At 64.6% G+C, this 19,077-nt stretch carries 18 protein-coding genes; 3 read left to right on the forward strand and 15 right to left on the reverse strand.

Going from position 1 to position 19,077, the window contains the following annotated elements; all coding sequences use genetic code 11:
• Window positions 1-38: 38 nt before the first annotated feature.
• The 6 genes from map to BMZ70_RS25470 all read right to left on the reverse strand — a co-directional run bounded on the left by map (window position 39) and on the right by BMZ70_RS25470 (window position 8,906).
• Window positions 39-818, reverse strand: a complete 780-nt coding sequence (gene map, locus BMZ70_RS25445) for a type I methionyl aminopeptidase (protein WP_092280800.1) — start codon at window positions 816-818, stop codon at window positions 39-41.
• Window positions 815-1,027, reverse strand: coding sequence for a ParD-like family protein (locus BMZ70_RS25450; protein WP_092280802.1), 213 nt, complete (start codon window positions 1,025-1,027; stop codon window positions 815-817). Before BMZ70_RS25450 ends, map begins: the two co-directional genes overlap by 4 nt.
• Window positions 1,028-1,109: 82 nt before the next feature.
• Complete coding sequence (locus tag BMZ70_RS25455) at window positions 1,110-1,790, reverse strand: Fe2+-dependent dioxygenase (protein WP_092280804.1); 681 nt, start codon at window positions 1,788-1,790, stop codon at window positions 1,110-1,112.
• 74 nt (window positions 1,791-1,864) lie between these two features.
• Window positions 1,865-4,249, reverse strand: a complete 2,385-nt coding sequence (locus BMZ70_RS25460; RefSeq protein ID WP_092280806.1) for a catecholate siderophore receptor Fiu — start codon at window positions 4,247-4,249, stop codon at window positions 1,865-1,867.
• A gap of 155 nt (window positions 4,250-4,404) precedes the next feature.
• Window positions 4,405-8,043, reverse strand: coding sequence for a response regulator (locus tag BMZ70_RS25465; RefSeq protein ID WP_092280808.1), 3,639 nt, complete (start codon window positions 8,041-8,043; stop codon window positions 4,405-4,407).
• Between the two features lie 116 nt (window positions 8,044-8,159).
• Complete coding sequence (locus tag BMZ70_RS25470) at window positions 8,160-8,906, reverse strand: alpha/beta fold hydrolase (RefSeq protein WP_092280810.1); 747 nt, start codon at window positions 8,904-8,906, stop codon at window positions 8,160-8,162.
• Window positions 8,907-9,092: 186 nt separating this feature from the next.
• On the opposite strand from BMZ70_RS25470, the gene BMZ70_RS25475 reads away from it, so the two are divergent.
• The 3 genes from BMZ70_RS25475 to fnr are packed head-to-tail and all read left to right on the forward strand — an operon-like array spanning window position 9,093 to window position 10,625.
• Window positions 9,093-9,305, forward strand: a complete 213-nt coding sequence (locus BMZ70_RS25475; RefSeq protein WP_092280812.1) for a YgaP family membrane protein — start codon at window positions 9,093-9,095, stop codon at window positions 9,303-9,305.
• Window positions 9,302-9,820 carry an RNA polymerase sigma factor gene (locus tag BMZ70_RS25480; RefSeq protein WP_092280814.1) on the forward strand — a complete coding sequence of 173 codons (519 nt, stop codon included), beginning with the start codon at window positions 9,302-9,304 and terminating at the stop codon, window positions 9,818-9,820. The genes BMZ70_RS25475 and BMZ70_RS25480 overlap by 4 nt, the downstream gene beginning before the upstream one ends.
• 46 nt (window positions 9,821-9,866) lie before the next feature.
• Window positions 9,867-10,625: a fumarate/nitrate reduction transcriptional regulator Fnr gene (fnr, locus tag BMZ70_RS25485; RefSeq protein ID WP_092281167.1), complete on the forward strand. Its 759-nt coding sequence runs from the start codon at window positions 9,867-9,869 to the stop codon at window positions 10,623-10,625.
• Here the strand turns inward: fnr and BMZ70_RS25490 are convergent.
• The 9 genes from BMZ70_RS25490 to BMZ70_RS25530 all read right to left on the reverse strand — a co-directional run bounded on the left by BMZ70_RS25490 (window position 10,622) and on the right by BMZ70_RS25530 (window position 19,077).
• Window positions 10,622-11,119: a FixH family protein gene (locus BMZ70_RS25490; protein ID WP_092280816.1), complete on the reverse strand. Its 498-nt coding sequence runs from the start codon at window positions 11,117-11,119 to the stop codon at window positions 10,622-10,624. The two genes, fnr and BMZ70_RS25490, sit on opposite strands and share 4 nt — an antisense overlap.
• 9 nt (window positions 11,120-11,128) lie before the next feature.
• On the reverse strand, window positions 11,129-12,514 hold the full coding sequence (gene ccoG / locus BMZ70_RS25495; protein WP_092280818.1) for a cytochrome c oxidase accessory protein CcoG: 1,386 nt from the start codon (window positions 12,512-12,514) through the stop codon (window positions 11,129-11,131).
• Window positions 12,511-13,443 (reverse strand): cytochrome-c oxidase, cbb3-type subunit III, encoded by a 933-nt coding sequence (gene ccoP, locus BMZ70_RS25500; protein WP_092280820.1) that lies wholly within the window; start codon window positions 13,441-13,443, stop codon window positions 12,511-12,513. Before ccoP ends, ccoG begins: the two co-directional genes overlap by 4 nt.
• Window positions 13,436-13,597, reverse strand: coding sequence for a CcoQ/FixQ family Cbb3-type cytochrome c oxidase assembly chaperone (locus BMZ70_RS25505; protein ID WP_092280822.1), 162 nt, complete (start codon window positions 13,595-13,597; stop codon window positions 13,436-13,438). The genes ccoP and BMZ70_RS25505 overlap by 8 nt, the downstream gene beginning before the upstream one ends.
• A gap of 1 nt (window position 13,598) precedes the next feature.
• Window positions 13,599-14,213 (reverse strand): cytochrome-c oxidase, cbb3-type subunit II, encoded by a 615-nt coding sequence (ccoO, locus tag BMZ70_RS25510; RefSeq protein WP_092280824.1) that lies wholly within the window; start codon window positions 14,211-14,213, stop codon window positions 13,599-13,601.
• Window positions 14,210-15,625: a cytochrome-c oxidase, cbb3-type subunit I gene (gene ccoN / locus BMZ70_RS25515; protein WP_092280826.1), complete on the reverse strand. Its 1,416-nt coding sequence runs from the start codon at window positions 15,623-15,625 to the stop codon at window positions 14,210-14,212. Before ccoN ends, ccoO begins: the two co-directional genes overlap by 4 nt.
• A gap of 97 nt (window positions 15,626-15,722) precedes the next feature.
• A complete protein-coding gene (ccoS, locus tag BMZ70_RS25520) occupies window positions 15,723-15,896 on the reverse strand; it encodes a cbb3-type cytochrome oxidase assembly protein CcoS (RefSeq protein ID WP_092281169.1) in 174 nt (57 codons plus the stop codon).
• Window positions 15,896-18,343 carry a heavy metal translocating P-type ATPase gene (locus tag BMZ70_RS25525; RefSeq protein ID WP_092280828.1) on the reverse strand — a complete coding sequence of 816 codons (2,448 nt, stop codon included), beginning with the start codon at window positions 18,341-18,343 and terminating at the stop codon, window positions 15,896-15,898. The genes ccoS and BMZ70_RS25525 overlap by 1 nt, the downstream gene beginning before the upstream one ends.
• Window positions 18,322-19,077 (reverse strand): sulfite exporter TauE/SafE family protein, encoded by a 756-nt coding sequence (locus tag BMZ70_RS25530; RefSeq protein WP_092280830.1) that lies wholly within the window; start codon window positions 19,075-19,077, stop codon window positions 18,322-18,324. Before BMZ70_RS25530 ends, BMZ70_RS25525 begins: the two co-directional genes overlap by 22 nt.

A 19,077-nucleotide genomic window follows, 5' to 3' on the forward strand; every position in this document is an offset into this window, starting at 1 on the left:
TCAATGCGCCGACCGGCAACCGCACGGCTGGGAAATTGCTATGGCGCCTGTTGTTGAATCGGCTCTTCCCCTGGGCGCAGGGTTAACACCTGCACCCCGTTGCGCGTCACGGCCACCGTGTGTTCGAACTGGGCCGAGAGTTGGCCGTCGCTGGTGACGACGGTCCAGCCATCGTCTTCGGTGTGGACGTGGTGGTGGCCGGCGTTGAGCATGGGTTCGATGGTGAACACCATGCCTTCGCGCAGAATCAGTCCGGTACGCGGGCGGCCCCAGTGCAGTACTTGCGGCGGCTCGTGCATTTTGCGGCCGATGCCGTGGCCGCAGTAATCGCGCACCACTGAGTAGCCGTTGCGGCGCGCGTGTCGTTCGATCGCGTAGCCGATGTCGCCCAACTGCGCGCCCGGGCGGACCGCGTTGATTCCCTTCCACATCGCTTCGTAGGTCGCTTGCACCAGTTGCCGTGCCGGCGCCGAGACCGCGCCCACCAGGTAGGTTTTGCTGGAATCGGCGATGTAGCCATTCTTTTCCAGCGTGATGTCGAAGTTGACGATATCGCCGTCCCGCAAGATCTCCGAGGCGGATGGCACGCCGTGGCACACCACGTTGTTGCGCGACGAATTCAGCGCGTAGGCGTAGCCGTATTGCCCCTTGCTGGCCGGGCGCGCCTTGAGCTCGTCCACGATGTATCCATCGACCAGGTCGTTCACTTGCATGGTCGACATGCCAATCAGATCGAGCTGGTCCAGGTAGCCGAACACGCCGGCCAGCAGCTTGCCGGACTCGGCCATCAAGGTGATTTCTTCCGGCCGCTTGGTCATATCGAGACTGCCCTGAGCGCCTGTGCATCGACGCCGGCGGCGCGCAGCTCGCGGCTCACGATGTCGTTGAAACTCTGCGTCGGGTTCATCTCGCACAGCATGCCGATCTTGATCCAGAACGCTGCCTGCGCATTGATGGAGCGGCAGCCCACGGCGCTGGCCTTGCGGACCTGGTCGTGCAGGTCCTCGTCAATGTTCACAATCCCCATAATTATCCCCTATATACGAAACGTATACGAAGTATATAGTATTTCAGGGGTGGCGGCTTGCCCTTGCCGCGCAACGTGGTTGCTAGACCTCGCTCCACTGGCGCAGCAGGTTGTGGTAGTGGCCGGTGAGGCCGACCATTTCCGGGCTGTCGCCCAGGCGCGCGCGCAGGCTCTGGATGTTCTGGTCCAGCTCCAGCAGCATGCCGCGCCGCATGTCGTCGCGCACCATGCTTTGGGTCCAGAAGAACGAGCAGATGCGCGCGCCGCGCGTCACCGGTTGCACCCGGTGGATGCTGGTCGACGGGTACAGGATCAAGTCGCCGGCCGGCAGTTTGACTTCGTGCTCGCCGTACTGGTCGGTGACGATCAGCTCGCCCCCGTCATATTCTTCCGGATCGCACAGGAACAGGGTTGACGAGACGTCGGTGCGCAGCCATTGCGCGCTGCCGGGGATGCGGCGCATCGAGCCGTCCACGTGCGCGCCGTAGTGCTCGCCGCCGGCGTAGCAGTTGAACAGCGGCGGGCTGATGCGCAGCGGCAGCGCGGCGGAGAAGAACAGCGGGTGGTTGGCCAGCGCCTGCAACACGATCTGGCCCAGCTCCGCGCCCAGCGGCGAGGTGTCCGGCAACTGGCGGTTCTGCTTGACCTTGGCGCCCTGCGTGCCCACGGTGGCGCGGCCGTCCACCCATTGCGATTCATCGAGGCGGCGGCGCATGTCGGCCACTTGTTCGCGCGTCAGTACGCCGGGGATGTGCAGCATCATGGTGAAACTCTCCTCAAAAAGCAAAAGCCCCGCCGGTCAGGGCGGGGCCAGCATACCAGAATCGGGACTGGTGCTTAGAACTTGAAGTTGGCGGTCAGGCTGCCCGAGCGCGGTGCGCCTGGGGTGTAGCGGTAGCCCGACTTGTTGATCGCTTGCACGTACTCTTTGTCGGCCAGGTTGTACACGTTCAGACGCAGGTCGATGTGCTTGTTGATCGGGTACGAAGCCATCGCGTCGAACACCCAGTACGAATCGGCGTAGGCCGGGGTGCCGACGGCGCCGTCGGTGCCGCGAGCCAGCTTGTCGCTGAAGCGCGCGCCGCCGCCAAGCTGCAGGCCGAACGGCAGGGTGTACGAGGTCCACAGGGTGAACGATTGCTTAGGCGTGTAGGTCAGCTGGTTGTCGCCGCTGGCGGTGATGACCTTGCCCGACTCGACGCTGGTATTCTGGTGCACATAGCCGGCGCTGACCAGCCACTTGGCCATGATCTCGCCGGTCACGCCCAGTTCGATACCTTGCACGCGCTTCTTGCCGGTCTGGTAGTACAGCGCATCGACCGGATCCTGTTCCACTTCGTTTTTCACTTCGGTGCGGAAGGCGGTTGCCGACAGCGACAGTTTCTGGCCCAGCAGATCCCACTTGGTGCCCAGCTCATAGTTGGTGGTTTCCTGTGGATCGAACTTCGGATTGGCGGCGCTGCTGGCCGAGGTGCTCAGCGCGAAGTTGGTGCCGCCCGGCGGCGCTTTCGACGAGGCCACCAGCGCGTACACGCTGCTGTCCTTGGTCGGCTTGTACAGCGCCGACAGCTTGCCGTTGACCAGGTTGTCCGACGCTTCGATCGAGCTGGCCAGCAGGGTGCCGACCGGGATCAGCTGCGGCTGGCCGGCCGCCACGGCCGCTTGCAGCGTGGTGGCGTTGTAGGTGGTGTTGTAGTGGTCGACGCGCACGCCGCCGTTGAAGATCCACTGCTCGCCGACCTTGATGGTGTCAAACACGTACAGGCTCTGGGTGTTGGTGGTGCCGTCGCTGCGCGCACCGCTGCGCTTCAGGTTGACCTGGGCGGTGGTGATCGCGGTGTATGGATTCGGGTGGTAGATGCTGGTCGGCGGCAGGCCGGCGGTCGCGCTCGGCGCCGTGTTCACGTATGAGTAGTTGGTTTGCTTCTCGTTGGTCAGCTCGACGCCGCCCACCACGGTGTGCTTGAGTGCGCCGGTGGCGAAGTCGGCGGTCAGGGTGGTCTGGTTGGTCAGGATTTCGTTCAGCTGATCCTTGGTGGTCAGGTTGGTACGCAGCATGGTCCAGTTATCGGCGCCAGTGGTTGCGGTGTTGGCGTTCAGGTTGGCGTTGGTGGCCATGAACGAGGTCAGCAGGTAATCCTGCTTGGTCTTGCCGTAACGGCTGGTGTTGACCAGCTTGGCGCCGTTGGCGAAGTCGTGCTCGACTTTCACGGTGGCCATGTCGGCTTTGACATTGTCGTGGTCCAGCACCGAGCCGTAGAAGTTGCTCGGATCGACCGGCTTGGCGCCCGCCATGAAGGCGAAGCTCTTGGCCGGCTTGGCCGGGCTGGTCGCGGTGGCAGGCACGGCAGCGATGTCGGGCGGTGGGGTCCAGCCTGGCAGGCCGATGGTCAGCACGCCGCCGTCAGGAATATTGTCCTGCTTGACGTGGAAGTAGTTCAGGTAGACGCGGGTGGCCGAGTTCAGGCCGAAGGCGACCGATGGCGCCACGCCCCAGCGCTTGGATTTGACGAAGTCGCGGCCCGGGTTTTCGCTGTCCTGGTCCAGCAGGTTCAGGCGGAAGGCGGTGCCGGCATCGGCATCGATCACGGTGTTGATGTCGGCGGTGGCGCGGCGTTGCTTGCCGCTGCCCACGGTGGCCGAACCGCTGTAGGCGTTTTCCAGCTGCGGCTGTTTGCTGACCAGGTTGATCGAACCGGTCGGCGAGGAGCGGCCGTTGTCGGTGCCGGCCGGGCCTTTCAGCACGTCGATTTGTTCGATGTTGAAGGTGTCGCGCGAGATCGAGCCGATGTCGCGCACGCCGTCGACGTAGATGCTGGACGAAGCGTCGAAGCCGCGCATGTAGATGGCGTCGCCGGTGTTGGTGTTGCCGTTTTCACCGAGGAAGAAGGCGCCCACGCCCGGGGTGTTGCGCAGCGCTTCGGTCAGAGTGGTGGCGCCCTGCTGTTCGATCAGCTCTTTCTTGATGACGGTCAGGGTCTGGGCGGTGTCGACCAGTTTTTCGGTGTACTTGGCGGAAGAGGCACGTTCGGCTTTGAAGTCGTTCTCGCGGCTGCCGTTGACTTGCACTTCTTGCAAGGTCTTGGTTTTCTCGGCGGCATCCGGTGCTGCAGCGGCGTCGACGGCGTGGGCGGCCACTGGCAGCAACATTGCAGCCAGCGCTGCACTCATGTGTTGGTTGAAGCGCGTCTGCGCATGTTTGCGACTTTTAATCATTGCCATGTGCTTTCTGTATGTAAAGAGACGGTAAAAATGATGGGAAATATTGTAACAATAAAATACCGTAACGTAAATGCGAATTATTATCAATATGATTTAGATAGGGGCGTGACGGTGCCGGCGTTGCGGAAACGCCTAAAAAAGCGGCAGGGAAGAGCTTAGGATTGTTCGCGTTCCAGCCAGGCGCGGGCCTGGGCCAGAGTCTGGTCCAGCTCGGTGCGGACGTTGCGGTAGAGCGCGTCGAGCTCGTCCTCGCGCTGATCGTGGATGGCGTCTTCCGCCGCCATCGTGGCCTGGATCAGGCGCCGCGCACCGAGCACGCCGACCGCGCCGCGCAGACTGTGGAAGGCGCGGGCGGCATCGCGCAGCCGGCCTTCCTGCAGCGCCACGGCGGCCTGGTCGAGCGGCTCGCTGCCGCTGTCGATGGCGCCGCGCACCATCTTGAACATGGCAGCGCGGCCTTTGGGATCCTTGCCCATCACCCGCATCAGGCCGTCCATATTAAAGATGGCGGCTTCGCCGGTCGGCATGGGCGAACTGACCAGCCTGGGTGGCGGCGCGGTCGCCGCCGCTTGTGTCGGCGCCGGCAGGGGCGCGCCCAGCGGCACGGCGTCGCGCGGGGCGAACACCGGGGCCGGCGTTGGCGGGTCTGCCGCTGCCGCCATCGCGGCCAGCAAGTCGTCTTCGGACGGCAGCGCTGCCGCCGCTGCGGCGGATGGCGGCGCCGAGTTTGCCTGCAGTGGCTGCAGCGGTTGCGGCAAGTGCTGGCGCAGCACCGCCAGCATTTCCTCCACCTCGATCGGCTTGGGAATGAAGTCGGTGATGCCGGAATCGCGGCTGCGCTCGCGCTCGGACTCCAGCACCCCGGCCGTCATGGCGATGATCGGCAAGGTCAGCTTCAGTTCCTCGCGCAGGATGCGGGTGGCGGTGAAGCCGTCCATCACCGGCATTTGCATGTCCATCAGCACCATGTCGTACTCGCCGGGGCGTTCGCGCAGGATATCGACCGCCTGGCGGCCGTCGCCGGCGATGTCCAGCGTGGCGCCGGCGTGCTCGAGGATGCCGCGCGCCACCGCCTGGTTCAGCAGATTGTCTTCCACCAGCAGGAAGTGGATGTCGGCCAGGGTGCCGACGATGCCCTGCTCGGCCGCCGCCTGCGGATCGGCCTCGCCCTGCGCGGCCACGGCCTGGTGCAGCGCGTCGAACAGGTTGGAGCTGGTGATCGGCTTGACCAGCACCACGTCCGCCTCCGGCGCGCTGGAAATTTCCTCGATGCGGTCGCGGGCGAAGGCGTTCAGCATCACCACGATCGGCTGCGGCTTGCCGTTGGCGGCGGCGCGGATGCCCTTGGCCGTGGCCAGCCCGTCCATGCCCGGCATATGCCAGTCGGCCAGTACCACGTCGTACGGTTGCTGGCGCTCGAGGCTCTGGCGGTAGCGCCGCAGCGCGGCCTCGCCCGAATCGACCTCGTCGGCTTGCCAGCCCCAGGCGCGGATCAGGCGCGCCACCAGCTCGCGGCTGGTGCGGTTGTCGTCGGCCACCAGCAGGCGCAGCTGGCCCAGCGCCGGCTTGCGCCGTTCGTCGCTCTGGTCGGCCTGGATTTCAAACGGCAGGCTGTACCAGAAGGTCGAGCCCTGCCCCGGCCGGCTGCTGACAGCGATCTGTCCACCCATCAGCTCGATCAATCGCTTGGTGATGGCCAGCCCGAGGCCGGTGCCGCCGAAGCGCCGCGTGATGCTCTGGTCGCCCTGCGAGAAGGCGTTGAACAGCTGGCCGAGCTGGGTTTCGGTCATGCCCATGCCGGTGTCGCGCACCTCGAAGCGCAGCAGCGCGCTGTGGTCGTCGCGCGCGGTAAGTGCCACGCTGACCACCACCTCGCCCTGCTCGGTGAACTTGATGGCGTTGCCGGCCAGGTTGATCAGGATTTGCTGCAGCCGCATCGAATCGCCGCGCAGGCGGTTCGGGATGGCGGCGTCGACGCTGATGGCCAGCTCCAGTTCCTTGTCGCCGGCGTTCATGGTCATCATGGTGGCCAGCGAATCCATCACATCGTTGAGCGCGAAGTCGACCGGCGACAGTTCCAGCTTGCGCGCCTCGATCTTGGAAAAGTCCAGCACGTCGTTGAGGATGCCCAGCAGCGACTGGCCGGAGACCCGCACCATGTTCAGGTATTTGCGCTGCTGCGGCGTCAGCTGGGTATTGCCGAGCAGGTAGACCATGCCCAGCACCGCATTCATCGGGGTGCGGATTTCATGGCTCATATTGGCCACGAAATCGCTCTTGGCGCGGTTGGCGGCCTGGGCGCGGTCGCGCTCGCGCTCAAGTTCGGTGGCGCGCTGCTCGACCTCGAGGCGCAGGCGGTGGCGCTCGGTGATGTCGGAAATCACCGCCAGCACCTTGGTGCCCTGGTCGGTGCGCACCGCGCTCAGGTTGACCTCGACCGGGAACTCGCTGCCGTCGCGGCGCAGGCCGAATAGCACCTTGCCCTGCCCCATGCGCACCGGCTCGGCGCTGAGGCGGTCGGCAAAGAAGCGATGGCGGTGGTGGGCGTGGTTGGCGCGCAGCCGTTCCGGCACCAGCATTTCCAGCGGCTGGCCGAGCACCTCGTCGCGTTCGTAGCCGAAGCAGCGCTCGCCCTCGCGGTTGAAGGTTTCGATGCGGCCGTCCACGCCCACCACCACGATCGCGTTGGGCGCGAACTCGACCAGGCTTTGCAGGCGCGCGTCGGCCGCCAGCCGTTCGTGCATCAACTCGTTGAAGGCCGAGGTCAGCTGGCCGACCTCGTCGCGCGCGTGCACCGGCAGCGGCGTGAAGCTGGCCGGATGGGCGCGCAGCGCGACGATGGCGTTGCGGAGTTTGATCAGCGGCGCCATCAGGCGCAGCGTGAGCACGCTGATCAGCAGCGCCGTCAGCACCGCCGCCGCGCCGCTCCACAGCAGCACACGCCGCAGCACGCCCTCGAACGGCTCGAACGCTTCCTCGGCCGGCAGCGAGGTGGCCAGCAGCCAGTCGACCGACTTCAGCTGCTTGTAGCTGTTAAGGGTTTGCCGGCCCTCGCCCATGCCCATCACCGTGCCCTCGAAGCCCTCTTCCAGCGCGCGCGTGGTGGCCGGATTGGCGTTGGCCGCGCGCGGCTTGAGCAGGCGGGCGATATCGGGATGCAGCACGTACACCGGCACCGCGTCGCGCGTCAGCGCAAAGTAGTAGCCGCTGCGGCCGACCTTCGCGGTGCGCAGGTGGCCCAGCAGATTGTCCTTGTACAGGCGCAGCACGCCCATCAGCACGCAGCGCACCTCGCCCTTGGCGTCCAGCACCGGCGCCACCATCTGCACGATGGGCTGCTTGTTGGAGCGGCCGATCAGTGGTTCGGTGATCATCGGCTTGCGGGTGCGCATTACGGTCTTGAAGTAGGCGCGGTCGGAGGCATCGATGCCGACCCGGCCCGGCACCAGCGGCAGGTCGGAAATGATCTTGCCTTGCGGATCGAGCACCAGCAAGTCGTCGAACAGCGACAGCACGGCGCGGTTGTTGTAATACTCGCGCAGCTGGTCCTCGGCGATCGGCAAGCTGGCCGGCTGGTTGCGCGCGGACAGCGCGATGATATCGAGCAGCATGGTCAGCTTGTCGTCGAGCTCTTGCGCAGAGCGATTGATCAGCGCGGTCTGCTGCGTGAACAGCACCCGCGTGTAATCTTCCTGCATGCGCCGGGTCTGGACCAGCGTGACCAGGCCTATCATCAGGACCGAGGTAATGCTGGTAGCGAGCGCGACTTTAGCCTTGATGCCGAGAGGCTTCATATCATCCTTGATCTAGCGAGGGCTGGGTCGATTCTCCTATCAATGGCTTACCTTGGCAAGAAAGAAAAAGCCAGCGTGCGCGGGGCACGCTGGCTTGTTTGCAGCACGTAAGCGGATTAATTTTTTGCGGCGGCGAGAATCACCTCGGCCACCTTGGCCGGCTGCGACACCATCGGCACGTGGCTGGTTGGCAGCGTGGTGGTGACAGCGTTGATTTTCTTGGCGAACGCTTGCTCCAGCTCCGGCGCGATCATGCGGTCCTTGCTTGCAACGATGTAGTAATTGGCCTTGTTCTTCCACGCGGCCACGGTGGTGGTTTCACCGAAGGCCTTGGCGGCGATCGGGCCCTGGGTGGCGGCGATCAGCGCGGCCTGGGCCGGCGTCACATCTTGCGCAAAGTTCTTGGCGACCGAGTCGGCCGGCAGCCAGGCGTAGCCGCCGGCGTCGATTTGCAGGGTGGCGATACCAGGCGGCACGGCGTAGTCTTTGCCGAGGTTGCCGGTGGCCTCACCTTCCGACGGGGCGAACGCGGCCACGTAGACCAGGGCTTTCACTTTGTCGCTGGTGCCGGCCTGGGTGATGACGGTGCCGCCCCACGAGTGGCCGACCAACACGACTTTACCGGTTTGTGCATCGATCACGCGCTGGGTGGCGGCGACGTCGTCGGCCAGCGAGCTCAGCGGGTTCTGCACGGCGACCACTTTGTAGCCTTTGGCTTGCAGGATCGGAATCACTTTGTCCCAGCTGGAGCCGTCGGCGAAGGCGCCGTGGACCAGCACGATGGTGGTGTCGTTGGCAGGGGCGGCGGCGTGGGCGAAAGCGGTGGCGGCCAGCAGGGCGGTAGCGATCAGGGTGCGTTTCATGGTGATTCCTTTCGTTGAGTAGTTAGCGATTTAGTCGCGTTCGATGTGTCGATGGGTGAACTGTAGCGCACAATTCAATCGCATGCAACGAGTTTTTAAAAATATTTTTGCGGCCGCGAATCCAAATGCCATCAGCCCCCCTCTTAGCGGGTGAGGGACTTCCTCGATCACCGAATGGAGAGCACAATGTTTTACGTTAAAAATGTACCGGGTTGGGAGCGCGTGCTGCGCGTAGTAATGGGTCTGATCGTGGCGGTGGCTGCGCTGGCGCTGCTGGGCGGCATGTGGGGCACGGTGGTGGCGCTGTCGGCGAGCGGTATCGTCGCGTCCGGCCTGTTCGGCTTTTGCCCGATGTGCGCAATGGTTGGCCGTCGCCTCGATAAACAAAGGAAGCAATGAGTCTTGCGGAACAACATTTGCCGGTGCTGGACGCCGCCCATCGCGGTGATCCGGCCGCCTTGGCGCAGTTGCTGCGGCTGTGCCAGCCCGACATCCGCCGCTATGCACAGCGCAACTGCCTGATCGCTGACGTCGATGATGCGGTACAGGAAACCTTGCTGGTGCTGTCGCGCAAGCTGGGTTCGGTGCGCATGCTGGCGGCGTTTTCCGGCTGGTTGTTCCAGGTGGTCAAGCGCGAGTGTCACCGGCTGGCGCGCAGCGCGCTCGGCCACGATCCCTGGGACGACGAACGCGCCGAGCAATGGCTGGCCAGCCAGGACACGGCCGGCTTGCGGGTGGAACTGATACGCGCGCTGGAATCCCTGCCGGCCGACTACCTGCAGGTCGTGCTTTTGAGGGACTTCGCAGAAATGTCGATGGCGGAAATCGCTGCAGAGACGGGCGAATCGGTGGCTGCGGTGAAAAGCCGCTTGCACCGTGCAAGGCAGCTGGCGCGCGAATACTTGATCGGATGACTGCGGAAAGACGCGCAAAAGGCACTCGATGGGCTACACTGGCCGCATGATACAAGAACTTCCTTCGCTGGTGATCCCCGGCGCGACCATCGACATCCTCAAGGCCAGTTGCGCCTCGTGCAGCATGCACCAGCTTTGTCTGCCGATGGGGCTGGACAATAAGGACATGGCGCGGCTCGATGAAATCATCGGCCGGCGCCGCAAAGTGGCGCGCGGCGGCACCCTGTTCCGCATCGGCGACCCGTTCCAGAACCTGTACGCGATCCGCCTCGGCCACTTCAAGACCTACCAGGTGAACCGCGAGGGCGCCGAGCAGATCACCGGCTTCCAGATGGCGGGCGAGCTGCTGGGCATGGACGCCATCAGCGCCGACGAACACCATTGCACCGCCATCGCGCTGGAGGACAGCGAAGTGTGCGAGATTCCGTTCGCCACCCTGCAGCAGTTGCTGGCCGAGATGCCGACCCTGCTGCGCCATTTCCACCGCATGATGAGCCAGGAAATCACGCGCGAGCAAAGCGTGATGCTGTTGCTGGGGAATATGCAGGCGACCCAGCGCTTTGCGGCGTTTCTGGTCAACCTGTCCTCGCGTTATGAGGCGCGCGGCTATTCGCCGACCACCTTCCAGCTGCGCATGTCGCGCGAGGAAATCGGCAACTACCTGGGCCTGACCATCGAGAGCATCAGCCGCCTGCTGTCCAAATTCAAGAAAGAAGGCCTGGTGCGCGTCAGCAACCGCGAAATCGAACTGCTCGATCCGCGCCTGCTGAAAGCCATCACCGCCGGCACCGAAACCTGCGCTTAATCAGGGAGCAGCGCCACGCCGCGCTGTGCCGGGTACGACCATGAACCGGCCAGCCGCCATTCGCGCTTCGGCCCTTCCACCAGCACGATCCAGCGGCTGCGCTCAAGCAGCGGCAGCTCGGCGCTGAAGGCGCCCTTCTCATCCGGCACCAGCATCAGCTTGATATCCTTCTCCGGCAGCGTGGCGTGCGACAGGTGCAGCAGCAGCGGGCCGCTATCCTTGCGGTTGATGCGGCCGCTCAGCACGCCGGTGGCGGCGTCGTAGCCCAGCGCTACCGACAAGCCCAGCTGCGCGGCCACATGGTCGCGCCGCAAATCCTGATTGATGGCCTTGCCCTGCTTGTAGTAATCGCCGACCACCAGCGCGTCTGGCGTCGACACGGCCAGATAGGCGGTGTAGACGCTGGCCAATGCCACGATCATCGGACCGGCCATCAACAACCACGGCCAGCGCTGCTTCCACCACGGCGTGATGGGCATGTTCAGTGTGTGCATAAATGCTCCCTAGCGCGGCACAATGAAGACCGCCGATTCTTTCACATGCAGCGACGGATCGTCGACTGCGGTCAAGGTCACTTCAATTTTGTTCGAGCCCGGCTTGCCGGCGCCATGCGCCACGCGCAGGCGCACCGGATAACCCTTGGTCTCGGTGGCCTCAACCGACACGGTGTCGGCCGTGACCTGCGCCAGCGTATCGATGCCGCTGACGGCAATCTTGTACCCATGCGCCTGCTCGGACGTGTTCATGATCTGCAGGCGGTAGACGTTTTCAATCATGCCGTCCTCCACCTCGCGCCCCATCGAACCACGGTCGCGGATCACGTCCAGCTTGAGCGGCATGCGCAGGTACAGCGCGGCACTGGTGGCCAGCATGATCAGCACCAGCACGGCGCTATAGATCCGCACGCGCGGGCGCCAGGCGCGGCGGCGGATCTCGGTCGGCGTCAGGTGATCCTGCATCGCGCGCTCGGTGCTGTAGCGGATCAGGCCGCGTGCCTGGCCGGTCTTGTCCATCACCGTATTGCAGGCGTCCACACAGGCGGCGCAGCCGATGCATTCGTACTGCAAGCCCTTGCGAATATCGATGCCGGTCGGGCACACCTGCACGCACAGCGAGCAGTCGATGCACGAGCCACCGTTGCCGTGCTCGTTTTTCGACAGCGGACCGCGCGGCTCGCCACGCTTGGCGTCGTAAGTGATGATGAGCGTGTCGCGGTCGAACATCGCGCTTTGGAAGCGCGCATATGGGCACATGTATTTGCACACTTGCTCGCGCATCCAGCCGGCGTTGCCGTAGGTGGCAAAGCTGTAGAACACCACCCAGAACCATTCCCACGGGCCGAAGTTGAGCGTCATCACCTCGCCCATCAGCTTGGCGATGGGGGTGAAGTAGCCGACGAAGGTAAAGCCGGTCCATAGCGCCACCGCGCCCCATGCCAGGTGCTTGGCCGTCTTCTTGCCAAACTTCGTCAGCGAAGGCGGCTGCCGGTCCAGCGCGATGCGGGCGCTGCGCTTGCCTTCGATCTTGCGTTCTATCCACAGGAAGATTTCCGTGTACACCGTTTGCGGACAGGTAAAGCCGCACCACACCCGCCCCGCCACCGCCGTGGCGAGGAACAGCAGGTAGGCGCTGATGATCAGCAGCGCTGCCAAATAGATGAAGTCCTGCGGCCACAGCACGATGCCGAAGATATAGAACTTGCGCGCGCCCAGGTCGAACAGCAGCGCCTGCCGGCCGTTCCACCGCAGCCACGGCGTGCAGTAGAAGGCCAACTGCGTCAGCCACACGAACAGCCAGCGCAGGCGGGCGTAGCGGCCGTCGGTTTCGCGCGGATATATTTCCTCGCGCGCGGCGTACATCTTGACGACTTGGGGCTGCGGGGCGTTCATTTTTCAGCGACCGGTGGCGGTGTTTCGTTTGGATTGTTCGACAAGCTCCACACGTAGGCGGCCAGCACGTGCACCTTGGCCTCGCCGAGGAAGTCCTCGAACGGCGGCATAGTGGCGGTACGGCCCTTGCGGATGGTTTCCATGATGGTTTCGGCGCTGCCGCCGAACAGCCAGGTCTTGTCGGTCAGGTTGGGCGCACCCAAGGCCTGGTTGCCCTTGGCGTTGGCGCCGTGGCACGCCATGCAGGCGCCGAACTTGCCCTTGCCGAACACGGCCTTGATCGGGTCGTGCGTCGATTCGGACAGGCTCAGCACGTAGTGGGCGACGTTTTCCACTTCCTTGTCGCCGCCCAGCGCCGCGCCCATCGGCGGCATGGCGCCGACCCGGCCGTGCAGGATGGTTTCCTTGATGTTTTCCGGCGAGCCGCCGAACAGCCAGTCGTTGTCGGTCAGGTTGGGGAAGCCCTTGTTGCCGCGCGCGTCCGAGCCGTGGCACTGCGCGCAGTAGGTCAGGAACAGGCGTTCGCCGATGGCGCGTGCTTGCGGATTGGAGGCTACCGCCTTCAAATCCTGCTTTTGGTATTGCGCGAACAGCGGGCCGAAATCGGCGTCGGCTTTCTTCAGCTCGCCCTTGTACTCGGCGGTGGAGGTCCAGCCCAGCTTGCCTGCATAGGTGCCGAGGCCGGGGTACAGGAACAGGTAGGCGAGGCCGAACACGATGGTCAGGTAGAACAGCCACATCCACCAGCGCGGCATCGGCGTGTTCAGCTCGGTCAGGTCTTCGTCCCATACATGGCCGGTAGTCTCGGCCTTGCCGGGACCGCGCTTGACGGTCGATTGCGAGTACAGCAGCACGCCGCAGCCGATCACGCCGAGCAGGGTCAGGACGACGATGTACCAGTCCCAGAAACCGTTGGTGAAATCAGCCATGACGATGCTCCTCCTCGTCGGCGAAAGGCAGTGCCGCTGCGGCGGCGAAATCGGCTTCCTGGTGGCGCACGTAGGCCCACCACAGGATGCCGGCAAAGGTGAGGAAGGAAATCACCGTCATCACGCTGCTGGCTTGGTCGAACAGGATATCCATGTCAGTTCCTTGTCTTGATCTGCGTGCCCAGGCCTTGCAGGTAGGCGACCAGGGCGTCTTCTTCGGTCTTGTCCTTGAGCTCGTCCGGCGCGGCGGCGATCTCGGCGTCGGTATAGGGCACGCCGACCAGGCGCAGCGCCTTCATCTTGGGCGCCACTTCGGCCGCCACCAGCGAGGTCCTGGCCAGCCAAGGGTAGTTCGGCATATTCGATTCCGGCACCACGTCGCGCGGATTCTGCAAGTGGGTGCGGTGCCATTCGTCGCTGTAGCGGCCGCCCACGCGCGCCAGGTCGGGGCCGGTACGTTTGGAGCCCCACTGGAACGGATGGTCGTAGACGAACTCGCCCGCCACCGAGTAGTGGCCGTAGCGCTCGGTCTCGGCGCGGAACGGGCGGATCATTTGCGAGTGGCAGTTGTAGCAGCCTTCGCGGATGTAGATATCGCGGCCGACCAGGCGCAGCGGCGAGTACGGCTTCAGCCCGGCCACCGGTTCGGTGGTCGACTTCTGGAAGAACAGCGGGGCGATCTCCACCGCGCCGCCGACGCTAACCACCAGCGTCACCAGCGCGATCAGCAGCCACGGGTTTCTTTCGATCCAATCGTGAGAGAACTTCATGCCAGCTCCAGTCCGGGAATACGGGCGACGGCGGTGTCGCGGTTACGCAAGGTCATCCACGTGTTGTAGGCCATCACGCACATGCCGCTCAGGTACAGCAGGCCGCCGGTGAAGCGCACCACGTAATACGGGTAGGTGGCTTTCACGCTTTCAGCGAAGGTGTAGGTCAGCGTGCCGTCGGGATTGACCGCGCGCCACATCAGGCCCTGCATCACGCCGGCAATCCACATCGCCGCGATGTACAGCACGATGCCGATGGTGGCGACCCAGAAGTGCAGGTCGATCAGCCTGGTCGAATACATCTTGCGTTCTCCGGCCAGGCGCGGCAGCAGGTAGTAGATCGAGCCCATCGTGATGAAGCCGACCCAGCCGAGTGCGCCGCCGTGCACGTGGGCGATGGTCCAGTCGGTGTAGTGCGAGAGCGCGTTGATGGTTTTGATCGACATCATCGGGCCTTCAAAGGTGGCGATGCCGTAGAACGACAGCGAGACGATCAGGAATTTCAGGATCGGATCGGTGCGCAGCTTGTGCCAGGCGCCCGACAAGGTCATCATGCCGTTGATCATGCCGCCCCAGCTTGGCGCCAGCAGCACCAGCGAGAACACCATGCCGATCGATTGCGTCCAGTCCGGCAGTGCGGTGTAGTGCAGGTGGTGCGGACCGGCCCACATATAGGTGAAGATCAGCGCCCAGAAGTGCACGATCGACAGGCGGTACGAATACACCGGGCGCTCGGCCTGTTTCGGGATGAAGTAGTACACCATGCCGAGGTAGCCGGCGGTGAGGATGAAGCCGACCGCGTTGTGGCCGTACCACCATTGGATCATGGCGTCCTGCACGCCGGCGTACACCGGATACGATTTGAACAGCGAGGCCGGCACCACGGCGCCGTTCACCACGTGCAGGATGGTGACGGCGATGATGTAGGCCGCGAAGAACCAGTTGGCCACGTAGATGTGCTTGACGCGGCGCTTGATGAGGGTGCCGAAGAAGACAATGGCGTAAGTCACCCACACCAGCGCGATCAGGATCGCGATCGGCCATTCCAGCTCGGCGTATTCCTTGCCGCGCGTGAAACCCATCGGCAGCGTCACCACCGCGCTCAGGATCACCGCTTGCCAGCCCCAGAAGGTGAAGGCGGCCAGTTTGTCCGAGAACAGCCGCACCTGGCAGGTACGCTGCACCACGTAGTAGGACGTGGCGAAAAGACCGCAGATACCGAATGCGAAAATCACCGCGTTGGTGTGCAGTGGACGCAGGCGGCCGTAGGTCAGCCACGGTATGTCGAGGTTGAGCGCCGGCCACGCCAGCTGGGCGGCGATGATCACCCCCACCAGCATGCCGACCACGCCCCAGACTACCGTCGCCACAGCGAACTGTTTGACGACCTTGTAGTTGTAGTGTTGATCCAATTGAGTTCTCCCCAGAACACTTTAATGATGTAGATCAAAGGTTACTCAGGAGCACTTCAAAAAACTTTGATGTGGATCAAAATTCTCCGAATCCACGTCATTCCGGCCTGCGCCGGAATGACGGTGGTGGCAGGTCGTCGTCTTGCAGTATGCGATGCGCAGGACCGACCAGATCATCGAACTGTCCGTCGTCGGAGGCGCGGAAGAAAACCCACAGCGCAGCAAACACCAATGCCACGCTGAGCGGGATCAGCAAATACAGTGCTTCCATCATGCCCCCTTGCGCAGTCGCAGCGCGTTTAGCACCACCACGGCGGAACTAACCGCCATGCCGACGCCGGACAGCCACGGATTGAGCAGGCCAAACGCTGCCGCCGGAATCGCCACCACGTTGTACATGGTGGCCCAGCACAGGTTCTGTCGGATCACCTGCATGGTGCGCGCGGCGATGCGGGCGCTGTCCGCCACCGCGCTCAGGCGGCCGTTAAGCAGTACCGCATCGGCATGCGCTTGCGCCAGCGCGGCGCCGCCGCCCATCGCGAACGACACGTCGGCCGCGCCCAGCACGGCGGCGTCGTTGATGCCGTCGCCCACCATCGCCACCACACAGCCGCGCCGTTGCAGCTGCTGGACGAAATTCAGTTTGTCAGCAGGCAGGTAGCCGCCGACCGTGGTCTCGATGCCCAACTGGTCGCCGACCTTGCGCGTCAGCGCGGCGTCGTCGCCGCTGACCAGCACCACGATCTTGCCGCGCTGGCGGAAGTAATCAACCGTTTGCTGCGCATCGGGACGCAGGCCGTCGTGCAGATGGAAGCAGGCCAGCCATTGCCCTTCTGCGCCGAGGTAGACCGGCGTGGCGCCTTCCACCCTCGGGTGTTGCGGCAGTTCGCCGCTGATGGCGGCAACGAATTGCGCGCTGCCCAAACGATAGCGGCGGTTGTGCACAATGCCATCCAGTCCACTGCCCGGCGTTTCTTGCAGCGCGACGGCGCACCAGTCCTGCCGCCCTGCTTCGTCGGCGGCGCCGATAATGGCGCGCGCCAGCGGATGGGCGCTGCCAGCTTCCAGCGCGGCGGCGATCTGCAGGCAGAATTGCGAGCGCATCGCGCTCAGCGCCTGCACTTCCTGCAGCATCGGGCGGCCCCATGTCAGCGTGCCGGTTTTGTCGAGCACCACGTGGGTGGCGCGGTGCAAAGTCTCCAGCGTTTGTGCGCCGGTGACCAGCACACCCTGCCGCAGCAAATAGTCGGTGGCGGCGGCCAGCGCGGTTGGCGTGGCTAGCGACAGCGCACATGGGCAGGACACCACCAGCACCGCAATCGCAATCGGCCAGGCGCGTGTGGCGCTGCCGTCTAGCAGATACCAGAAGCCGAAGGCGGCCAGCGCGAACAGCAGCAACCCGGCCACGAACCAGGCGGCCACGCGGTCGGCCCATTGCGCGATGCGCGGTTTCTCGCCGCCGGCGCGGTCGACCAGTTTGAGCAAGTCGGATAAGGTGCTGTCTTGCGCGCGCTTGACCACGCGCGCCAGGATCACATTGCCGGCGTTGATGGCGCCGCCGGGGATGAAGTCGCCGCTGTTTTTCGGCACCGGCACGCTCTCGCCGCTCAGCAGCGACAGATCGAGCGTGGTCTGGCCTTCGATGATGATGCTGTCGGCGGCCACCGCTTCACCGGGTTTGATAACTATGATGTTATCCACAGCCAGCGCCGCCGCGTGCACGATGGTGATGGCGCGGCTGGCTGGATAGTGTTCCAGCAGCGCGGCCGATGCGGGCAGCGCGTGCTGCAGGTGTTCCAGCGCGGCCCCCGCCTTGCGGCGCGCTTGCAGTTCGAGGTAGCGGCTGCACAGCAGCAGGAAGATGAACATCGTCACCGAGTCGTACCAGACCTCGCCCTGGCCACTGACGGTGGCGATCACGCTGGCGCCGAAGGCGGCGGCGATGCCGAGAGCTACCGGCACGTCCATGCCGAGCGAGCGTGCGCGCAGGCTGGCCAACGCGCCGCGCCAGAACGGCAGCGCCGAGTAGCAGATTGCCGGCAGCGTCAGCAGCAGGCTGGCCCAGCGCATCAGCGCGGCCATGCTGTCATCGAGCGCGCCGTCTTCGGCGAGATAGGCGGGAGCGACGTACATCATCACCTGCATCATCGACAGGCCGGCCACGAATAGTTGACGGCCCAGTGTCTTGGCGGCGCGGCGCTGCTGGCCGGCGTGGCGCTCAGCGTCGTAGGGCCAGGCGGTGTAGCCGATGGCGTGCAACGCGCCGAGGATGTCGCTGGGGCGGCAGCTGTCATTGCGCCAGCGGACATAGAGTTTTTCGGTGGCGACGTTGAGCTGTGCGCTCTCCACGCCGGGAAGGCGCGCCAGCCGCTGTTCGATCAGCCAGACGCAGGCCGCGCAACGGATGCCTTCCACGCTGAAGGTGGATTCGCGGCTGTCTTCATCAAGCGCGAAACGCGGGTCGGCGTTGTCGTACAGCTGCAGTTGCGGCGGCAGTTGCTGGGCGCCTTCTGCGCTGGCGGCGTAGGCGGTGCGGTCGCGGTAGTAGTTTTCCTGTCCGAGGTCGACGATGGTTTGGGCCACTGCTGCGCAGCCGGGGCAGCACATGGTGTGTTCGACATCGGCGATCAGCACGGTCCACGCAGCGCCTTTAGGCAAGGGCTGTCCGCAGTGGTAGCAGTTGGCAGGCGCTTGGCTTATGGGTGTGGTGTGATGCATAGCATTTCCATCCAGTCGGGCGTGACGCCGCCGGCGGCGCGTGCCAGCCCCAATGCGCCGAAGCCCAGCACCAGCAGGCCGCAGGCGATACGCACCGGGCGGCGCTGCATGGCCTGCCGCAGGCGCGCACCGAGCAGGCCAAGGCCGGTCAGCATGGGCAGGGTGCCGAGGCCGAAGGCCAGCATTACGGTGGCGCCGTCGGCGGCCGAGCCGCTTAGCAGTGCGGTGGCGAGCACGCTGTAGACCATGCCGCACGGGAGCCAGCCCCACAGCGCGCCGAGGGCGAAGGCTTTGGCTGGTGTATCGGCGGGCAGCAGCGGTTTGGCCGCCGGTGCAAGGTGACGCCACAGTGTGCGGCCGCCTTGTTCCAGTTTGGCGAGGCCGCGCCAGGCGTTCATCAGGTACAGGCCGAGGGCGATCAGCATGGCGTTGGCGAGCCAGTAGAAACCGAGCTGCACGCCGGCCAGCGACGCCATGCTGCGCGCACCACCAGCCAGTCCGCCGGCCAAGGCGCCAGCCAGCATGTAGCTGCCGATCCGGCCGGCGTTGTAGACCAGCACCCGCAGCCCGTCATTCCCGCGAAGGCGGGACGGTCCGCCGTTCGCCGGAATGACGGTGATGGTGGTGGTGGTGGTGGTGGCGAGTGCGGTAACAATCCCGCCGCACATACCCGCGCAGTGGACGCTGCCGGCCAAGCCGACCACAAACACCGGCAGTAGCTGTGCGCCGTTCAT

The organism is Duganella sp. CF402, from assembly GCF_900109645.1.
GTDB lineage: Bacteria > Pseudomonadota > Gammaproteobacteria > Burkholderiales > Burkholderiaceae_D > Rugamonas.